This window comes from Pacificoceanicola niger (assembly GCF_048553275.1).
In the GTDB taxonomy this organism is placed as follows: domain Bacteria; phylum Pseudomonadota; class Alphaproteobacteria; order Rhodobacterales; family Rhodobacteraceae; genus Pacificoceanicola.
Genome location: NZ_JBLZMW010000010.1, coordinates 102,134 through 118,112 on the forward strand (window position 1 = coordinate 102,134; position 15,979 = coordinate 118,112).

At 65.7% G+C, this 15,979-nt stretch carries 16 protein-coding genes and 1 pseudogene; 7 read left to right on the forward strand and 10 right to left on the reverse strand.

All coding sequences use genetic code 11. The features are described 5' to 3' along the window. The first annotated feature begins 4 nt into the window (after positions 1-4). Genes ACN2XU_RS13895 through ACN2XU_RS13920 form a run of 6 tightly spaced genes read left to right on the forward strand, consistent with a single transcriptional unit; the run spans position 5 to position 5,970 of the window. Entirely contained in the window at positions 5-997 is a 993-nt protein-coding gene (locus tag ACN2XU_RS13895; protein ID WP_419411054.1) for a TRAP transporter substrate-binding protein, read from the forward strand. A gap of 58 nt (positions 998-1,055) precedes the next feature. After that, positions 1,056-1,565: a TRAP transporter small permease gene (locus tag ACN2XU_RS13900; protein WP_419411055.1), complete on the forward strand. Its 510-nt coding sequence runs from the start codon at positions 1,056-1,058 to the stop codon at positions 1,563-1,565. Beyond that, positions 1,562-2,863 carry a TRAP transporter large permease gene (locus tag ACN2XU_RS13905; protein WP_419411056.1) on the forward strand — a complete coding sequence of 434 codons (1,302 nt, stop codon included), beginning with the start codon at positions 1,562-1,564 and terminating at the stop codon, positions 2,861-2,863. Before ACN2XU_RS13900 ends, ACN2XU_RS13905 begins: the two co-directional genes overlap by 4 nt. 3 nt (positions 2,864-2,866) lie before the next feature. After that, positions 2,867-3,823 carry a D-2-hydroxyacid dehydrogenase gene (locus ACN2XU_RS13910; RefSeq protein WP_419411057.1) on the forward strand — a complete coding sequence of 319 codons (957 nt, stop codon included), beginning with the start codon at positions 2,867-2,869 and terminating at the stop codon, positions 3,821-3,823. After that, on the forward strand, positions 3,823-4,992 hold the full coding sequence (locus ACN2XU_RS13915) for a M24 family metallopeptidase (protein WP_419411058.1): 1,170 nt from the start codon (positions 3,823-3,825) through the stop codon (positions 4,990-4,992). The genes ACN2XU_RS13910 and ACN2XU_RS13915 overlap by 1 nt, the downstream gene beginning before the upstream one ends. Positions 4,993-5,004: 12 nt before the next feature. After that, the gene (locus ACN2XU_RS13920) at positions 5,005-5,970 is read left to right on the forward strand and encodes an amidohydrolase family protein (protein ID WP_419411059.1); all 966 of its coding nucleotides are present in this window, start codon (positions 5,005-5,007) and stop codon (positions 5,968-5,970) included. Here the strand turns inward: ACN2XU_RS13920 and ACN2XU_RS13925 are convergent. Then, positions 5,909-6,469, reverse strand: coding sequence for a LysR substrate-binding domain-containing protein (locus ACN2XU_RS13925; RefSeq protein WP_419411060.1), 561 nt, complete (start codon positions 6,467-6,469; stop codon positions 5,909-5,911). The two genes, ACN2XU_RS13920 and ACN2XU_RS13925, sit on opposite strands and share 62 nt — an antisense overlap. Positions 6,470-6,511: 42 nt before the next feature. Between ACN2XU_RS13925 and ACN2XU_RS13930 the strand changes: the two are divergent. Further along, positions 6,512-7,213: pseudogene (locus ACN2XU_RS13930) on the forward strand (IS6 family transposase). Positions 7,214-7,317: 104 nt separating this feature from the next. Here the strand turns inward: ACN2XU_RS13930 and ACN2XU_RS13935 are convergent. From ACN2XU_RS13935 to hisD, 9 genes are all read right to left on the reverse strand, one after another. Further along, a complete protein-coding gene (locus tag ACN2XU_RS13935) occupies positions 7,318-8,013 on the reverse strand; it encodes an RraA family protein (protein WP_419411061.1) in 696 nt (231 codons plus the stop codon). Further along, positions 8,013-8,696 (reverse strand): alpha/beta fold hydrolase, encoded by a 684-nt coding sequence (locus ACN2XU_RS13940; RefSeq protein WP_419411062.1) that lies wholly within the window; start codon positions 8,694-8,696, stop codon positions 8,013-8,015. The genes ACN2XU_RS13935 and ACN2XU_RS13940 overlap by 1 nt, the downstream gene beginning before the upstream one ends. After that, positions 8,693-9,811 carry a cobalamin-independent methionine synthase II family protein gene (locus ACN2XU_RS13945; protein WP_419411063.1) on the reverse strand — a complete coding sequence of 373 codons (1,119 nt, stop codon included), beginning with the start codon at positions 9,809-9,811 and terminating at the stop codon, positions 8,693-8,695. The genes ACN2XU_RS13940 and ACN2XU_RS13945 overlap by 4 nt, the downstream gene beginning before the upstream one ends. Positions 9,812-9,884: 73 nt before the next feature. Continuing rightward, positions 9,885-10,850: a cupin domain-containing protein gene (locus ACN2XU_RS13950; protein ID WP_419411064.1), complete on the reverse strand. Its 966-nt coding sequence runs from the start codon at positions 10,848-10,850 to the stop codon at positions 9,885-9,887. Beyond that, complete coding sequence (locus ACN2XU_RS13955; protein ID WP_419411065.1) at positions 10,847-11,836, reverse strand: nuclear transport factor 2 family protein; 990 nt, start codon at positions 11,834-11,836, stop codon at positions 10,847-10,849. Before ACN2XU_RS13955 ends, ACN2XU_RS13950 begins: the two co-directional genes overlap by 4 nt. Further along, entirely contained in the window at positions 11,833-12,855 is a 1,023-nt protein-coding gene (locus ACN2XU_RS13960) for a LacI family DNA-binding transcriptional regulator (protein ID WP_419411066.1), read from the reverse strand. The genes ACN2XU_RS13955 and ACN2XU_RS13960 overlap by 4 nt, the downstream gene beginning before the upstream one ends. After that, entirely contained in the window at positions 12,855-13,619 is a 765-nt protein-coding gene (locus ACN2XU_RS13965) for an SDR family NAD(P)-dependent oxidoreductase (protein WP_419411067.1), read from the reverse strand. Before ACN2XU_RS13965 ends, ACN2XU_RS13960 begins: the two co-directional genes overlap by 1 nt. Continuing rightward, positions 13,619-14,671, reverse strand: coding sequence for an ester cyclase (locus tag ACN2XU_RS13970; RefSeq protein WP_419411068.1), 1,053 nt, complete (start codon positions 14,669-14,671; stop codon positions 13,619-13,621). The genes ACN2XU_RS13965 and ACN2XU_RS13970 overlap by 1 nt, the downstream gene beginning before the upstream one ends. Beyond that, the gene (gene hisD, locus ACN2XU_RS13975; protein WP_419411069.1) at positions 14,668-15,978 is read right to left on the reverse strand and encodes a histidinol dehydrogenase; all 1,311 of its coding nucleotides are present in this window, start codon (positions 15,976-15,978) and stop codon (positions 14,668-14,670) included. The genes ACN2XU_RS13970 and hisD overlap by 4 nt, the downstream gene beginning before the upstream one ends. Position 15,979: the final 1 nt, after the last annotated feature.

A 15,979-nucleotide genomic window follows, 5' to 3' on the forward strand; every position in this document is an offset into this window, starting at 1 on the left:
AATAATGATGATGATGAAGACATTCCGCGCGCTCGGCGTGATGACTGTGCTGATGCTGGGCACCGCTCCGGCCATGGCGGAGACGCTGAAGGTGACCACCTTCCTGCCGCCCGCCCATACCTTCGTCGAGGCGATCAGGGACTGGGGCGCAGAGATCGGCGCGGCCTCCGGCGGCGAATTGCAGCTCGAGGTCTTTCCCGCCGCCCAGCTCGGCCCGCCGCCGCGCCAGTTCGACATCGTGTCGTCGGGTGGCGCCGACATCGGCATCTTTTTGCACGGGCTGACGCCGGGCCGTTTCCCGCTGACCGAACTGGCGGGGCTGCCGCTGACTCATCCCTTGGGCGGCGACAGCAGCGCCGTCAGCTCGCGCCGCCTGACCGAACTCGCCCCCGACTACCTCGCCGCAGAGCATCCCGGAACAAAGATCCTGTGGCTCGCTGTGACGCCGCCGCTGAAGGTGAACCTCGCCAAGGCGAATCCGGCGGACCTGGGCAACCTGAAGGGGCTGCGCATCCGCTATGCTGGCGAGACATGGCAGAAGATCATCGAGGCGATGGGCGCCGCGCCGGTGCCAGTGCCCCCGGGCGAGGCCGCCGATGCCATGGCCAAGGGTGTGGTGGACGGGGCGACCTTCCCCTTCGAGGCGACCAAGGCCTTCGACCTCGGGCCGGTCACCGACTACACGCTGGAGCCGGGGCTGGCCTCCGCGACCTTCGCGGTGGTGATGAGCCAACGCAGCTACGACCGTCTCTCGCCGGAGCTGCAGAAGATCATCGACGAGACCACCGGCCCCGACCGCGCTGCGTGGTTCGGCGAACGCTGGGACGCAGGCGAGGCCGAGGGGCGGCAGTACATGGTCGACGCCGGGGTGAAGATCGTGACTTTGGACGACGCCGGGATCGACGGGCTGAAGACCGCCTTCGAGACCATTGTCGCCGACGGCATGGCTCAGGCCGGCGACAAGGCAGATGCCTTCGTCGATGCCTACACCAAGTGACGCGACCGGGCGCAGGGTCGACCCCTGCGCCCTCCCCACGATGGAAAAGGATCGAAGCATGACGGAAATGGACAGGGACGGCGACCGGATCACCCGCGCGATGCATGCGGTGGCAGGGGTCGCGCTGGTGGTGATGATGCTTTGCGTGGTGGCGGACGTGATGCTGAGGGCCGCCTTCGACACGCCGGTCAAGGGCGCTTACGACGTGGTGAGCATCGCGCTGCTGGTGATGACCATGTTCGGCATCGCGCCCGTCGTGGCGCGGCGCGGCGAGATCCTGATCGACCTGATCGACGCGGTGCTGCCCCCGCGCGGGCTGCGGGCTTTGAGCGTGCTGGCGGCGGTGACGGGGATCGTGCTGTTCGCCTTCCTCGGTTGGGCGATGATCCAGCCGGCGATGGACGCCTGGGCCTGGGGCGAGCGCTCGCTTGAACTGGGCATTCCGAAATGGCCGCTCTGGGCGGTGGCTTTCGTGGGGCTGGCGGGTATCTTCTGGGCCTACGTCCTGCAACTGCGGGTCGTGCTGCGGTCGGTCCCCACCGCCCCCAACGAGGAGGGTGCGCTGTGACCCCCTTCGTCACCGGCCTGTCCGGCATCACGCTGATGCTGATGCTGCTCTTCCTGCGCCAGCCGGTCTGGCTTGCGCTGACGTTGATCGGGCTTGGCGGGAACATCCTGCTGAACTCCGTCTTTTCGGCAAAATTCCTCGCCGGGACGACTATGTTCGACGTGGCGTCGAGCTACAACCTCTCGGTCATCCCGCTGTTCATCCTGATGGGAGAGATCGCCACCGGATCGCGCATGTCCGCCGAGCTGTTCAACGCGGCGCGCGTGATGCTGTCGGGACTGCGCGGGGGCTTGGGCATCGCGACGCTGACCGCCTCGGCGGCCTTCGGGGCGATCTGCGGCTCCTCGGTCGCCACCGCCGCCAGCATGACCCGCATCGCCATGCCCGAGATGGCACGCGCCGGATACGATCGGGGCTATTCAGCGGCGACGGTTGCCTCGGGCGGATCGCTCGGCATCCTGATCCCGCCGTCGATCATCCTTGTGATCTACGCCTCGATCACCGAGACCTCCATCGCACGGCTCTTTGCCGCCTCGATGATCCCGGGCCTCGTGCTGCTGCTCCTTTACATCGCGATCGCCATGCTCGTCGCGGGCCGTGGCGAGACCACGCGCGAGGCCCCTGCCACGCTGCGCCAACGCCTGACCGCCCTGCGCGAACCCTGGCAGTTCGTCCTGCTCTTCGTGCTGACCATCGGCGGCATCTATGCCGGGCTCTTCAGCCCGACCGAGGCGGCCTCCGTCGGGGCCTTCGGTGCCATCACCCTCGGATTTCTGCGCGGCACGCTGAAGGTCGACGGGCTGATCGAGGCGATCCGCAACAGCGTCGCTGTCTCCTGTGCGCTTTTCATGATCATCATCGGCGCGACGCTGTTCTCCAACTTCGTCGTTCAAACCCGGCTGCCAGACAACCTGCTAGGACTGGCGGAACAGGCGGGACTGTCGGTCTGGATGGTCATGGCTCTGATCGTGGCGATCTACATTCTGCTCGGCTGCTTTCTCGAAGGCATCGGCATGGTGCTCATCACCGTCCCGGTCTTTCTGCCGATCGTGGTGCAATACGGCTTTGATCCGATTTGGTTCGGCGTCTTCGTCGTAGTGCTGGTGGAGCTGGGGCTGATCACGCCGCCGGTGGGGATGAACCTCTTCATCATCCGGGCGCAGGTGCGGGACATGCCGATGGCGACGCTCTACCGAGCGATCCTGCCTTTCTTGCTGGCGCCGGTCGTGCTGGTGGCGCTGTTGTTTGCTGTGCCGGGGCTGGCTCTCTGGCTGCCGCGCGTCCTGTATGGAGGCTGACCCATGACCCGAAAGACCGTCCTGATCTGTCACGAGCTGCCCGACTGGAGCGATTTCTACGTCGCGAAGCTGGGCGAGACATGGCCGCAACACCGCTTTCTGGCCGCCCATGACGAGGCTCAGGCGATGGACCTCGCGCCGCAGGCGCAGGTCTATATCGGCCTCGCGCCCAAGATGACGCCCGCGCTGGTCGCCCGCATGAGGCAGCTCGAATGGGTGCAGTCGCTCACCACCGGGATCGACGCGCTGCTGCACATGGAGAGCTTTCCGCGCGGGCTGCCGATCTCGCGCGTGGTGGGGGTGCAGGGGCCGCAGATGGCCGAGCTGGCGCTGACGCTGATGCTCACTCTTGCGCGGCGGGTGCCGGATCTACTCGCGGCGCAGGCGCGCGGGGACTGGGACCGGCGACCGCAGGCGCTGCTGCACGGCAAGACTCTCTGCCTGCTGGGGCTGGGCCAGATCGCCGAGACGCTGGCGCTTTATGCGCAGACGCTGGGGATGACGGTGACGGGTGTCTCGGGCCGCGAGAGCGCACCGCGTGTGGACCGCATCTTCCCCCGCCGGCAGATCAAACAGGCGGTGGGGCAAGCGGATTTCACCGTCGTGCTGACACCGCTCACCCCCGAGACGCGGCACATCGTCGACGCGGAGCTGCTGGCGGCGATGAAGCCCACCGGCTTTCTTGTGAACCTCGCGCGGGGCGGTTGCGTCGACGAGACGGCGCTGCTCCATGCGCTGACCTCGGGACAGATCGCCGGGGCCGGGATCGACGTCTTCGAGACCGAGCCGCTGCCCGCTGACAACCCGCTCTGGTCCGCGCCGAACATCGTCATAACGCCGCATGTCGGCGGCTTTGCCGACTGCTACCACGAACAATGCCTGCCAACGGTGCGCGAGAACTTCCGCCGCTACGCTTCGGGCGGGCCAGACGCGCTGGCCGACGCCGCAAGGAGGTCCTGATGCAGACCAATTCCCCGATCACCCCGCAGGAGCTGGAGCGACGCTGGACCGTCACCCGCAGGGTCATGAGAGACCTCGGCCTCGATGCGCTGGTGACGCAGGCGCGCGAAGACTGGATGGGCGGCTACGTGCGCTGGCTGACCGATGTTCCGGCGAACAACGGCTATCCCCGGACGGTGATCTTCTTTGCCGACGGACCGATGAGCGTGGTGGAGATGGGGGCCTTCGGCACCGACCGCGCCACCGACCCCGACGATCCCGCCACGCGCGGCGTCTCGCGCGTGCTGGGCACGCCATCCTTTCCGACGATCCATTACACCATCGACTACGACAGCCGCCTAGTGACCGAGGCGCTGCAGGCCCGCGGGGCGCGGCGGATCGGGCTGCTTTGTCCCGGCGCCCTGCCCCACGGGCTGATGTGTGCCCTCACCGAAGGGTTCGAGACGGTGGACACCACCGAGGCGTTCGACACCGTGAAGGCGGTCAAGAGCGCCGAGGAGATCGCGCTGATTCGTCAGACCGCTGCCCTGCAGGACAGGGTCTTTGCCGAGGTCTGCGATTTCATCCGGCCCGGGGTCACCGACCGCGAGGTCTCGGACCATGCCGAAGCGGTTGGGCGCAGGCTCGGCTCGGACCAGGGCATCCACCTCGGGCTGTCCGCACCGGTGGGCGAGGCCTCGCGCTTCCTCAACCGCCCCTTCCAGACGCGCGAGATGCGAGCGGGCGATCACCGCTCCATCCTGATCGAGGTCAACGGACCCGGCGGCATTTACCTCGAGATCGCGCGGACGCTGGTTCTGGGCAAGGCGCCCGACGCGCTGCTCGCCGCCTTCGAACATGTGAAGGCGGCGCAGGACCACACGCTGCGCCAGATCCGCCCCGGTGCCGCCCCTGCCGACATCGCCCACAGGCACGACGTCTGGATGCAGGCGCGCGGCCTGCCGCCGGAGACCCGGCTCTATGCCCACGGGCAGGGCTGCGAGATGGTCGAACGCCCGCTGATCCGCCACGACGAGACCATGCCGCTGGCGGAAGACATGCTGCTCGCCGTGCATCCGGGCTACGATGAAGGCAACGTCTTCGCGGTAATCTGCGACAACTATCTCGTGACGAAAACCGGCGTGAGCGCCTGCCTGCACCGTACTGAAAAGAAGATCTTCGAAATCTGAAGGACGATCACCATGACAAAGACCCCGAAAATCGCGCTCGAGGAACATTTCCTGCATCCCGATTTCGTCGACTACTGGGCGACCACCGCGCCCAACATCAGCCCATCCCTCTTTGGCAAGGCCCGCACCGCGCTGGAGGATTTCGGCGAGATGCGACTGGCGGCGATGGACAGCATCGGCGTCGAGCGGGCGATCCTGTCGCTAGCCGGGCCAGGGGTGCAGGCGGAGACGCGCACTGACACCGCCGTGCGGCTGGCGCGCAAGGCGAATGATGTGCTCGCAGAGCAAATCGCGAGACGTCCCGAGCGTTATGGCGGCTTCGCCCATCTCGCGATGCAGTCGCCACAAGACGCCGCCGACGAGCTGGAACGCTGCGTGCGCGAGCTGGGCATGCAGGGCGCGATGGTGAACGGGCAGACCGGCGGAGCCTATCTCGACGACGACCGCTATGCGCCCTTCTGGGAGCGGGTCTCGGACCTCGAGGTGCCGGTCTACATCCACCCCAACAACCCGCCGGAACAGACACACATGTACCACGCCCACCCCGAGCTTTGGGGGCCGGTCTGGTCCTGGACGGTGGAGACGGCGACCCATGCGCTGCGGCTGGTCTTTGCCGGGACCTTCGACCGCTACCCGGGCGCGCGGCTGGTGCTGGGGCATCTGGGCGAGACCCTGCCCTACCTGATGTGGCGGCTCGACAGCCGATGGGACATCTCGAACCGCGGCGAGATGCGGCTCGAACGCAAGCCATCGGACTATTTCCGGCAGAACATCTGGGTGACGACCTCGGGCATGTGCGCCGACGCGCCGCTGCGCTGTGCGCTGGACATGCTGGGGCCGGAGCGGGTGATGTTCTCCGTTGACTACCCCTTCGAGCGCAGCGCGGAGGCGGGCGACTGGATCGAGGCGGCCCCGCTCACGGAGCGCGAGCGGGCGCAGGTTTGCCACGAGAACGCGCGGGCCCTGTTGAAGCTGTGAAGAGCAGGGCGCTGACGGGCGGACCGCAGGGAAAGCGCCGCCCGAACGCAGCAAGGGTCATGGCGGGGCTGTTGCCCCGCCTGGCTCCCCGCGCGACTGCGCGGTCGACGCGATACAGGCCCGCGCCAGCTTGCCGTTCAGCTTCGCCAAGGTGTCTTGGCGAGGATATCCATGAAGGCCTGACCGGCGGGCGCACCAGACCGATGCCCCGCTGCAGGCCAAAATCGCCGATCTTCGGCCGGGGCAGCCTGTCGGTGCGTGGCACGGCCAGCGTCAGCTCCGGCAAAACGGTGATCCCGAGACCCTGCGCCACGAAGGCCCCCGCCGTGGCGAGATGCGCAACCTCAAACCGCGGCAAGAGCGTGTGACCCAGCCGAAGGCAGGCGCTGTCCGGCAGCGCCCGCACCGAGGTTCCCTGCGCCATGGCGATGAAGGGCATGTCGAGCAGATCGGTCAGACCATAGGGCCCGTCCGGCGCACCGATGGCAACAAAGGGCATTGCCAAGGTGTTGGGGGTTACGTTCTCGACTAGGTGGAGGGTCTGAAAGGGACGGCCGAGATGCCGCGCCTGAAAGGCTACCGTTTTCCGCGCGAGATCATCGCCTAGGCGGTCCGGTCCTACCATTGCTTCGCCCTGAGCACGGCGGATGTTGAAGACCTGCTGGCGGAACGCGGAGTGATCGAAAGTCGGGAGGCCGTCAGGCAAAGGGTGAACCGATTTGGAGACCACTTTGCGCATAATGTAAAACGTAACAGCCCGGCAGCGGCGGTCATATGGCACCTGGACGAAGGTGTTGTGCCGATCGCAGGCATGAAATTCTGGCTCTGGTGGGTAGTCGATGCAAACGGTGACGTTCTGGACATGCTTGTGCAACCGCATCGAAACGCCAAGGCGGCAAGGCGATTCATGAAGCGGGTGATGGCCCGTTCCGGCTATCCACGCGTTGTAATCACAGAAACATTGCGCAGCTAAATCAAGCAGATCCGTGATCTCGCCCCGAACACGGAGAACCCGGCGCACAAGGGATTGAACAATCGCATTGAAGGCTCATATCGGCCAACCCGGAAACGCGAAGAGCTGATGGGGCGATTCAAGTCTGCGCGCCAGGCGCAGCGCCGCCCACGACCAGATCAATATCGTTTTCCGCCCCGCCGCTACCGCATGTCCGCGAACGCCCGACGCCAAACCAGACCCGACGCTTTCGATCTATGGCACGGATGCACCCTCGAGATGACCGCCTGACGCCACCACCTCCTGCTAACCGCGTCAAGTATCCGACAACTTGTCAATGCCGGTCGTTGCCCTCCTGCACGCTGCCAAAAATCCGCACGATACGGAAATATGGATCAGGTGCGGGATGCCTCGAAACTCGTCCATGCCTTTTCGAAAGCATCGAAGTCAAAGCCGTCTGCGCTTGCCGGTTCAAGGATCAGCTTCTCGGTATCCTGCAGTTTGTGAATGGCCGCTTTCAACGTAGGGATAACTTCGGGCGGGATGACCAGCCCGCCATGCCGGTCCGCATGGATCAGGTCGCCATCACGCACCTGCATCCCCATGATCGTGACCGGCGTGCCGATCTCGCGAACATGAACAAATCCGTGGCTGGGCCCGATGGAACCTGCCACCACAGGAAAGCCATTCGGCAGGTCGCCAAGGTCGCGCATCACACCATTGGTCAAGGCGCCAGACAGGCCAAAGCCCTTGTGGACCGTCGTGTTGATCTCGCCCCAATAGGCGCCGATGCAGTTGGGGTAATCCATGTCCTCGACCACCGCGACGGCGGGACGCGGCCCGCTTGCCATGTGGCGGTAATAGTCCATCCGGCGGGCTTTGATGACCTCGGGGGCCTCGGTCGGCGGGGCCAACGCGGCGATGCGCGCGGTGCGGGCGTAGCCGACCATGGCGCACGCGCCAGGATCAGAGGCCTGCATCGTGCCACGGGTAAACGCGGCAAAGCCGCGCTTGCCCTGCGCGGTTTCGATGGCGTTGCAGACGGTGGGCGTGTCGACCTGTTTCAGCAGGGTCAGAAGGGCGTCGTTCATCAGGCCTCCAGCCAGCGGCGCAGGGCCGCCGTTGTCTCGGTTGGTTTTTCCAGCGTGGGCAGGTGCCCGGCCCCGTCGATCACGGTCAGGGTGGCATCGGGCAGCAATTCATGCATCAGGGTATGGCGGTGGACCGGGCAGAGCCGGTCTTCGGCGCCGCACAGCACCAGCGCAGGGCGGTCAAAGGCGCGCAGCGTATCGCATTGGTCCGGGCGATCGCGCAGCGCCAGCGACTGGTTGACAAAGGCGTCAGGCCCCAGCGTAAGCGCCATATCCATGCACAGGTCAAGGATCGCTGCGTGGTGCGGCCCGTCCGACAGGTAATGCGGCTTCATCTCGTCGCGCATCACTTCGGCCAGCTTGCCCGCGCGGACCCGGTCGATTTGCGGACCACGACGGGCCTGCACCTCGGGCGTCTCGGCCAGCGGGTTGGTGTCCAGCAGCGCCACCCGGTCGACCCGGTCCGGGGCCTGCCGGATCACTTCCATCGCGAGGATGCCGCCCATCGACAGCCCGACCAGCGCAAACCGATCCGGCAGATGCCGCAACAGCCGCGCCGTCATGGCCTGCACCGTGTCATCTTGCATCGGCACAAACACCGTGCCGGGCAGCTTCGCGACCTGCGGGCCAAAGAGCCGGGCATCGCACATCATGCCCGGCAGGTAGATCAGCGGCAGGCTCATGCCAGCGCCGCGCCCTCGGCCAGTGCGCCGAGCTTGGCATAGGCGATTTCCGGGTCCACCGCGCCAAAGCCCGCAAAGGTGCCAAAGCCGCAATCGCTGCCCGCGATCACGCGGTCCGCGCCAACGATATCCGTAAACCGCGCAATGCGTTGCGCCACCAGTTCGGGGTGCTCGACGAAGTTCGTGGTGGTGTCGACGACCCCCGGCACCAGAACCTTCGCTTCGGGAATGTCGCCCTTGCGGTCGCGGAAGACGGTCCATTCGTGACCGTGGCGCGGGTTCGACGTTTCGAACAGCACATAGCGCGCCTTGGCCGACATGAGCGTGTCGAACATCCTGGCCATCGGGATATCGCAGACATGCGGTCCCTCGTAATTGCCCCAGCAGATATGGATGCGGACCTTGTCCTCTGGCACGTCCTGAAGCGCGTGGTTCAGCGCCTCCACATGGCTGGCGGCAACCTTGACGAACTCGGCGTCGCTGAGGTCGTTGAACAGCATGTGCCGCGACAGGGCCAGATCAGGGCAGTCCAGTTGCAGGTCCAGCCCGCTGGCGACGATGGTTTCGTATTCGGCCTTCATCGCGTCGGCCAAAGCGGCCAGATAGGCCTCGCGCGTCTTGTAGAAATCGTTCTGCAAGAAGAGCGAGATCACCCCCGGCGACGCCGCATTCATGAAGCCGCGTTCGACGCCATGATCAGTCATCGCCGCCTTGAGGTTGGCAATGTCCTTTTCCAGCTCGCCCTGCCCTTTGGATTTCACCTCACCCACACACATGGGCCGGGCATATTGCGGCGTGCCGCCGCTATCGGCGATGCGTTGCAGGAAGCCGGGGAACAGCTTGAGATCGGCGGGCGCGTTGCGCGGGCTGTCGCCGTCGAAGCCGGTGTAGCGGTCCTTGACGTAAGTCGCGTAGCTGATCTTGGACGTCTCGCCATCGCTGACGATATCGACGCCAGCCCTGGCCTGCTTGCCCACGGTTTCCGACACGGCGGCGGTCATGCAGGCGTCAAAGGCGGCTTGATCGTAGGCCTCGCCCCGTTCACGGGCAAAGATGAAATCCACCACCGCCTGCGTGCGCGGCAGCGATCCGACATGGGTTGTCCTGACGGGCATTGCTGGCTCCTCCGTCTGCGCTGCCCGCCGAATTGTCAGCTGACAACTTATTAATTTTCATTAACTTTTTCGATCAGCCCTGCCACGTCAGCCCGGCCGGATCGCCGGTTCCGACGACGTGATACAGAGCCGCTTCGCCGGTCATGGACGGCACCGCGCTGTGGGCGAGGTGTTCCGGCACGGACATGGTGTCGCCGGGGGCGAGCGTGACGCTGCCGTCGTCCCACGCCACGCGCCAATGCCCCTTGACTGGCATCAGGACGGACGGCCTGTCATGGCTATGTTTGGCCTCGGAGACGGAGGCGCGGGTGATGAAATCGACCTCGAACCCCGGCTTGTCCTTCAGCAGGCCGGTTTCACCGATCACCTTGCAGGGCTTGCGATCCGCCAGCGCGACCATGTCCCAGTAGCGCGCGACGTGGTTCGGCAGGACTTCCGCCGTGGTGGGTTCGGGGCGTTTCGCCAGCTCCTCGTCGTTCATGAGCGGCATGGGCTTGACGCCCTCGGGCAGGCGCTGCTGGCGCGTGGTGTCATAGAGCTTGCCATCCTCGCCCAGAACCAGGCCGTGGTCGGCGGCGTCCTGGATCACCTGCGGCGCCCACATCACGCCCCCGCCCGCGTCGTCGCCGCCAAGGATCGCCATGATCATCCCGTAATCGGTGCCGATATTCTCGAAGCCCCGGAAGATGCCGGTCGGGATGTTGAAGATGTCGCCCTGCTCCAGAACGACCTCGCCCGCCGTGCCCCAACGCCCCCAGAAAAAGCGCCAGCGCCCGGACAGGACAAAGAACGCCTCGGCGGTGCGGTGATCGTGCAGGCTGTTGCGGCATTTCGGCGGCTGCCCCGCCGCGCCGATGTTGAAGCCGTGCGGGATGGTGATGTGCACGTGCTGGTCGGGGGATTCCGACACACCGCCGCCGATGATGGTGAAGTTCTCTTTCTGGTCGGAGCCGGGCGTGTGGGCGTCGATGAATGCGGTCTTGCACGGTTGCAGATCGCCGTAGCGGACGATGCGGGGTTCCATTTCGGCGGGGGTCATAGATCACCTGTATGCAGAAGAATTTGTTTCCAGATCGCGGTTTCGTCGAACAGCGTCCATTCGCGGCGCAGTTTGGGCTGGCCGCCGATCACCGCGCCCCATTCGGCGTGGCTGATCCCGAGGACAAAGATTTCGGCACCCGTGGGATTGCCGAAGGCGCCATAGCCCTCGTGCTTGCCATGCAGGGTCCAGCGAAGGGCCGAGCGCGGCGGCATCGACGGGTCGTCTCGGCCGATCTGGTGCGTGATTGTGAAGGCCGCGTTGGGCAAGGCCGCGCGCAGCCCCATCCAGAACTGGTCCGCCCCGTCATGCGACAGCGTATCGACGCCGCCGGGGTAATGCAGGTTCGCGGCGCGATCGTATTCCGTGGGGATGGCAGTGAAATCGGCCCCCATGATGCGCTGCAACAGATCTGCGTGCCGCTGGCCCCATTCATTGTCGTTTCCGGTTCCGCTGTAGGGCCCCGGAACCTCGGTCGCGGGCGTGTAAGGGCGCACGCAATTCGCCGCGCCGCCCTCCCGCGCGATCAGATCACGGGCATGGTCACGCGGATCGATGCCCAGTTGCCGGACGATGGCCCCCTGATCACGGATCAGCCATTCGTCGTTGATCCGGTTGTTGATGGCGTGGCAGTCGGCGAGGATGCGATAGTGCAAGGTCTTGCCGGTCGGCGCGCCGTAGACGCCGGGGCGCGCGTGGGTGGCGGTGGAATGCAGACGGTGCGACGACAGCATGCCCTCTTCCGGCGTGCCGGACCAGATCACGTCCTCGCCATACAGCGTTCGGTCGGGAAATTCGGCCAGCGTGGCCATCGTGGCGGCGATCACGCCCTGATTGCCCGTCACCACAGACGCGGGCGACCGCACCACGATATCCGGCGCGTAATAGTCATGCAGGGTTGCGATGCCGCGATCTTCCCAGATCTCTTTCGTGATGCCGATGATGTAATCGGGGAAGTCGGTGAATTTCGGATCAAAGCCCTTCATGGTGTGTATCCTTCTGGAATGCGGGCCGATCCGCGCAGGATCAGCGGGCTGTCGATGACGATCTTGCCGGTTTCGGCGTCCGGGTCCTCGATGCGGGACAACAATGCCTTGACCGTTTCATCGACCATGCGGTTGGCGCGTTGGCGCACAGACGTCAGGTCATAGGCGGGCCAAGCGGCGGGCGGTACGTCGTCATAGCCCACCACCGACACGTCGCCGGGAACGGACAGGCCCAGTTCGAACCGGATCACATCCATCACGGCGAACGCCATGTGATCGTTCGCGACGAACACGGCGTCGGGGCGGTCGGGACGGTCGAACATCGCCCGCGCCGCATCCCGTGCCTGATCGAGGTTGAAATTGCCCACGCCGCGCGCTTGCAAATCGACCCCTGCCGCCGCAAGCCCGCTCAGGAAGCCGGCCTCTCGGTCACGCTGGGTCGAGGCGCCCTCCCACCCGGCGATATGGGCAATCCGGTCATGCCCGCCCGCCAGCAGGAATTCGGCCACCTTGCGACCGCCCGCGACATTGTCGGACGTCACCGAGCTCACGCCCTCGCGGTCTTCGTAGCGGTTGAACAACACCACCGGCACGCCCGCCTGTTCGCAGCGTTCGGCAATGTCCGATGACATGGCGACCGACGCGAAGACGATGCCATCGACCTGGTAATCGAGGATTTCCTCGACCACCGCGTCGATGTTGTCTGCCGTCTGCGAGGCCATGAAGACCAGCACGTGGTAGCCCTGCACCTGCAACGCGGTCGACAGCTTTTCCAGCGCTTCGGGGTAGAAGTAGTTTTCAAGGTAAGCGACCACCAACCCGATCATCCGGCTTTTTCCCGACGCCATCGCGCGCGCCAGGATGTTGGGCCGATAGCCCAGTTCCGCCGCCGCCTTGCGCACTTTTTCGACGGTCTTCTGCGATGCCGAGGCGCCGGGGGTGAACACCCGGCTCACCGCCGACTGGCTGACCCCGGCCCGCGCCGCCACATCCGCTGCTGAAACCTTGACCCGTTCCATCAATCCGCCGTCCAACCTCCGTCGATCAACAGCGAGGTGCCGGTGATCAGCGCCGCCGCATCGGAGGCAAGAAAGACCGCAGCGCCCATGATGTCTTCGACCTCGCCGACGCGGCCCAGCTTGATCTTGTCCTCGATCCATCGGCGTCTTTCGGGGATCGCCAGCGTCTGTTCGCCCAAGGGGGTGCGGATGAAGGTCGGGCAGATCGTGTTGACGCGGATCGCGTGCGGCCCCCATTCGATGGCCATCGCCTTGGTAAAGCCTTCGACCGCGTGTTTGGTGGCGCAATAGACCGCCCGGTCGATGCCGCCCACATGCGCCATCTGGCTGGAAATGTTCATCAGCGATCCGGGTTTACCGGCCGCGATCAGCCCCTTGGCCACGGCGCGGGTCAGGAAATAGGCGGCCTTGACGTTCAAATCGGTGACGGCGTCGTAATCCTGCGCTGTGGTGTCCACCGCAGGCGTATGCCGCGCCAGCCCGGCCGAATTGACGAGGATGTCGAACGGGCCGCGCTGCACCACGGAGGTGTCGGTCGCAGCAAGGTCGGTGATGTCCAGCGCCAGCGCCTCGGCCTGCCAGCCCGCATTGCGCATCTGCGCCACGGTCTCGTCCAATGCCTCGGCCCGCCGCGCGACCAGCGTCACATGCGCCCCCGCCTCGGCGAGCGCCACGGCACAGGCCTGCCCGATCCCGGACGATGCCCCGGCGACAAGCGCGCGGCGGTTTTCAAGACGAAAGGACGGGGTGCGGGGCAAACTCATCAGCGATCTCCTACCGGAAAGGGAACACGGCCCGGCACGCGGGCCTTGTTGAACTCGCGCATCCGCGCCAGCACGTCGACCCCAAGCTGCCGGTAGGCATCGAGAATATCCACCAGCACCCAGTTCTCGCGGATCAAGCCGTTCTCCAGCCTCCAGAAATCGAGACTGCGCATGGTGATCTTCTGCCCTGCGGGCGCGATGCCCATCCAGCCGTCATGCGTCACCGTCTGGATCATGTCGGGCCAGCCGGTCACGGCGGCGTAATCGCCGTCACCGAAGAAATGATATGTGATCTCGTCCACGAATTGCCCGCGATCCGGCATGGCTGAAAGGAACGGGATCTGGTGCCAGTTGCGAAAGCCCGCGATGCCGCGCCCGGTGCCGATGCCCGCAGGCCCGTACCAATTCATGCGCGGATGCCAGAACCGCTCCATCTCCATCACCTCGGGGCCGCCTTGCGACGGGTGTCGCTTCATGTGATCGAGCATGTCGATGATGTGCTGCTGGGACGTGTTCGCTCGTGCCGCATCCCACGGACCCGGCACGATCCCGTTCTGGGTCATCGGCCCCGGAATGCAGAATTCGAGCCCCAGCGACGGCGCCATCGGCCACGCGCCCGCCTGGATCATGACTTCGGGAATGTCCCAAAGCGTCTGAATCTCGGTGACGCGGCCCTCTTCGAACCGGTAGAATTCGTGAAAGCGCATATGCGCCAGATGGCCGGTCGGCGGGATGTCGAGCCACGGCCCGACGAAGGTGCCGACATAATGCCCGCCGCAACCGACCCAATCGGCCACGTGTTCATCCGGTCCGGCCATGACGATCCAGTCGCGGCGTTCGAGGTCCGGCATGGCATCGAACAGCGGCGCATAGCAGGCATCGAAGAACGCCCCCGGCCCGGTCATATCCCCGAACGGGTGCGGCATGTGGATGACCGCATCCGGCGCGATGACCTCGGCCAGCGCCTTGCGCACGGCGTCAGGATCGAAATCCGCCATCGCCGCGCGCAGCGGCGCCAGCGCCGCCTTGTTCCGGGTGTGCACGTCGCTCATTCCGCCGCCGTCCCGTAGGCGACGTTCTTGCCGCCGTAGCGACGCACCCGGATGTTGCATTGTTCGGCATGGCCGACAAAGCCTTCGAGCATGCACAGACGCGAGCCGTATTCGCCCACCATCGCCGCCGCCGCGTCGGTCGTGACCTTCTGATAGGAATGCGTCTTCAGGAACTTGCCGACCCAGAGCCCGCCGGTGTAGCGCCCGGCCTTCTTCGTCGGCAGGGTGTGGTTGGTGCCGATCACCTTGTCGCCATTCGCCACGTTGGTGCGCGGCCCGAGGAACAGCGCGCCGTAGCTGTGCATGTTCTCCAGATACCAGTCGTCGCGGTCGGTCATCACCTGCACGTGTTCGTAGGCCATGTCGTTGGCCACTTGCAACATTTCGTCATGGGTCTCGCACAGAACCACGTCGCCGTAGTCCCGCCAGCTGACCGATGCGGTGTCCGCCGTGGGCAGGATCGCCAGCAGGCGGTCGATCTCGGTCAGGGTGTCCTCGGCCAGCTTGCGGGACGTGGTGATAAGGCAAGCTGGCGAGTTGTAGCCGTGTTCCGCCTGCCCGAGCAGGTCCGTCGCGCAGAGTTCCGCATCCACGGTCTCGTCGGCGATCACCATCGTCTCGGTTGGACCGGCGAAGAGGTCGATGCCGACGCGGCCATAAAGCTGCCGCTTCGCCTCGGCGACGAAGGCATTGCCCGGGCCGACCAGCATGTGCACCGGGTCGATGCTTTCGGTCCCCAGCGCCATCGCCCCGACCGCCTGGATGCCGCCAAGGCAAAGGATCTCATGCGCGCCGCCCAGATGCATGGCGGCGACGATGGCCGGGTGCGGCTGGCCCTTGACCGGTGGGGCGCTGGCCACGATGCGCGGAACGCCCGCAACACTGGCCGTCAGCACGGACATATGCGCGCTGGCCACCATCGGGAACTTGCCGCCCGGCACGTAGCAGCCGACAGACTGCACCGGGATGTTGCGATGCCCGAGGATCACGCCCGGCAGGGTCTCGACCTCGACGTCGGTCATGCTGGCGCGCTGCGCTTCGGCAAATGTGCGGATCTGCGTCTGGGCGAACTTGATGTCCTCCATGTCGCGCGCGCTGACCTTCTGCATTGCGGCCTCGATCTCGGACGGCGTCAGGCGGAACGCCTCCGGCGTGTAGCCGTCGAACTTGGCCGACAGGTCGCGCACGGCGGCATCGCCGCGGGCCTGGATATCGGCCAGTGTCGTCTCGACGACGCTGCGGACCTTGGCATCCTCCTCGGCCTTTTCACTGTCGGACTTGCTGCGTTTCAGGAACTCGATCGCCATC

What these genes read in the sequence shown, in the direction of transcription:
- ACN2XU_RS13910 (WP_419411057.1), top strand. Translation starts at nt 2,867, where the DNA reads ATGACCCGAAAGACCGTCCTGATCTGTCACGAGCTGCCCGACTGGAGC.
- ACN2XU_RS13945 (WP_419411063.1), bottom strand. Translation starts at nt 9,811, where the DNA reads ATGCCCGTCAGGACAACCCATGTCGGATCGCTGCCGCGCACGCAGGCG.
- ACN2XU_RS13950 (WP_419411064.1), bottom strand. Translation starts at nt 10,850, where the DNA reads ATGACCCCCGCCGAAATGGAACCCCGCATCGTCCGCTACGGCGATCTG.
- ACN2XU_RS13920 (WP_419411059.1), top strand. Translation starts at nt 5,005, where the DNA reads ATGACAAAGACCCCGAAAATCGCGCTCGAGGAACATTTCCTGCATCCC.
- ACN2XU_RS13935 (WP_419411061.1), bottom strand. Translation starts at nt 8,013, where the DNA reads ATGAACGACGCCCTTCTGACCCTGCTGAAACAGGTCGACACGCCCACC.
- ACN2XU_RS13895 (WP_419411054.1), top strand. Translation starts at nt 5, where the DNA reads ATGATGATGATGAAGACATTCCGCGCGCTCGGCGTGATGACTGTGCTG.
- hisD (WP_419411069.1), bottom strand. Translation starts at nt 15,978, where the DNA reads ATGGCGATCGAGTTCCTGAAACGCAGCAAGTCCGACAGTGAAAAGGCC.
- ACN2XU_RS13970 (WP_419411068.1), bottom strand. Translation starts at nt 14,671, where the DNA reads ATGAGCGACGTGCACACCCGGAACAAGGCGGCGCTGGCGCCGCTGCGC.
- ACN2XU_RS13960 (WP_419411066.1), bottom strand. Translation starts at nt 12,855, where the DNA reads ATGGAACGGGTCAAGGTTTCAGCAGCGGATGTGGCGGCGCGGGCCGGG.
- ACN2XU_RS13965 (WP_419411067.1), bottom strand. Translation starts at nt 13,619, where the DNA reads ATGAGTTTGCCCCGCACCCCGTCCTTTCGTCTTGAAAACCGCCGCGCG.
- ACN2XU_RS13940 (WP_419411062.1), bottom strand. Translation starts at nt 8,696, where the DNA reads ATGAGCCTGCCGCTGATCTACCTGCCGGGCATGATGTGCGATGCCCGG.
- ACN2XU_RS13925 (WP_419411060.1), bottom strand. Translation starts at nt 6,469, where the DNA reads ATGCCCTTTGTTGCCATCGGTGCGCCGGACGGGCCCTATGGTCTGACC.
- ACN2XU_RS13915 (WP_419411058.1), top strand. Translation starts at nt 3,823, where the DNA reads ATGCAGACCAATTCCCCGATCACCCCGCAGGAGCTGGAGCGACGCTGG.
- ACN2XU_RS13955 (WP_419411065.1), bottom strand. Translation starts at nt 11,836, where the DNA reads ATGAAGGGCTTTGATCCGAAATTCACCGACTTCCCCGATTACATCATC.
- ACN2XU_RS13900 (WP_419411055.1), top strand. Translation starts at nt 1,056, where the DNA reads ATGACGGAAATGGACAGGGACGGCGACCGGATCACCCGCGCGATGCAT.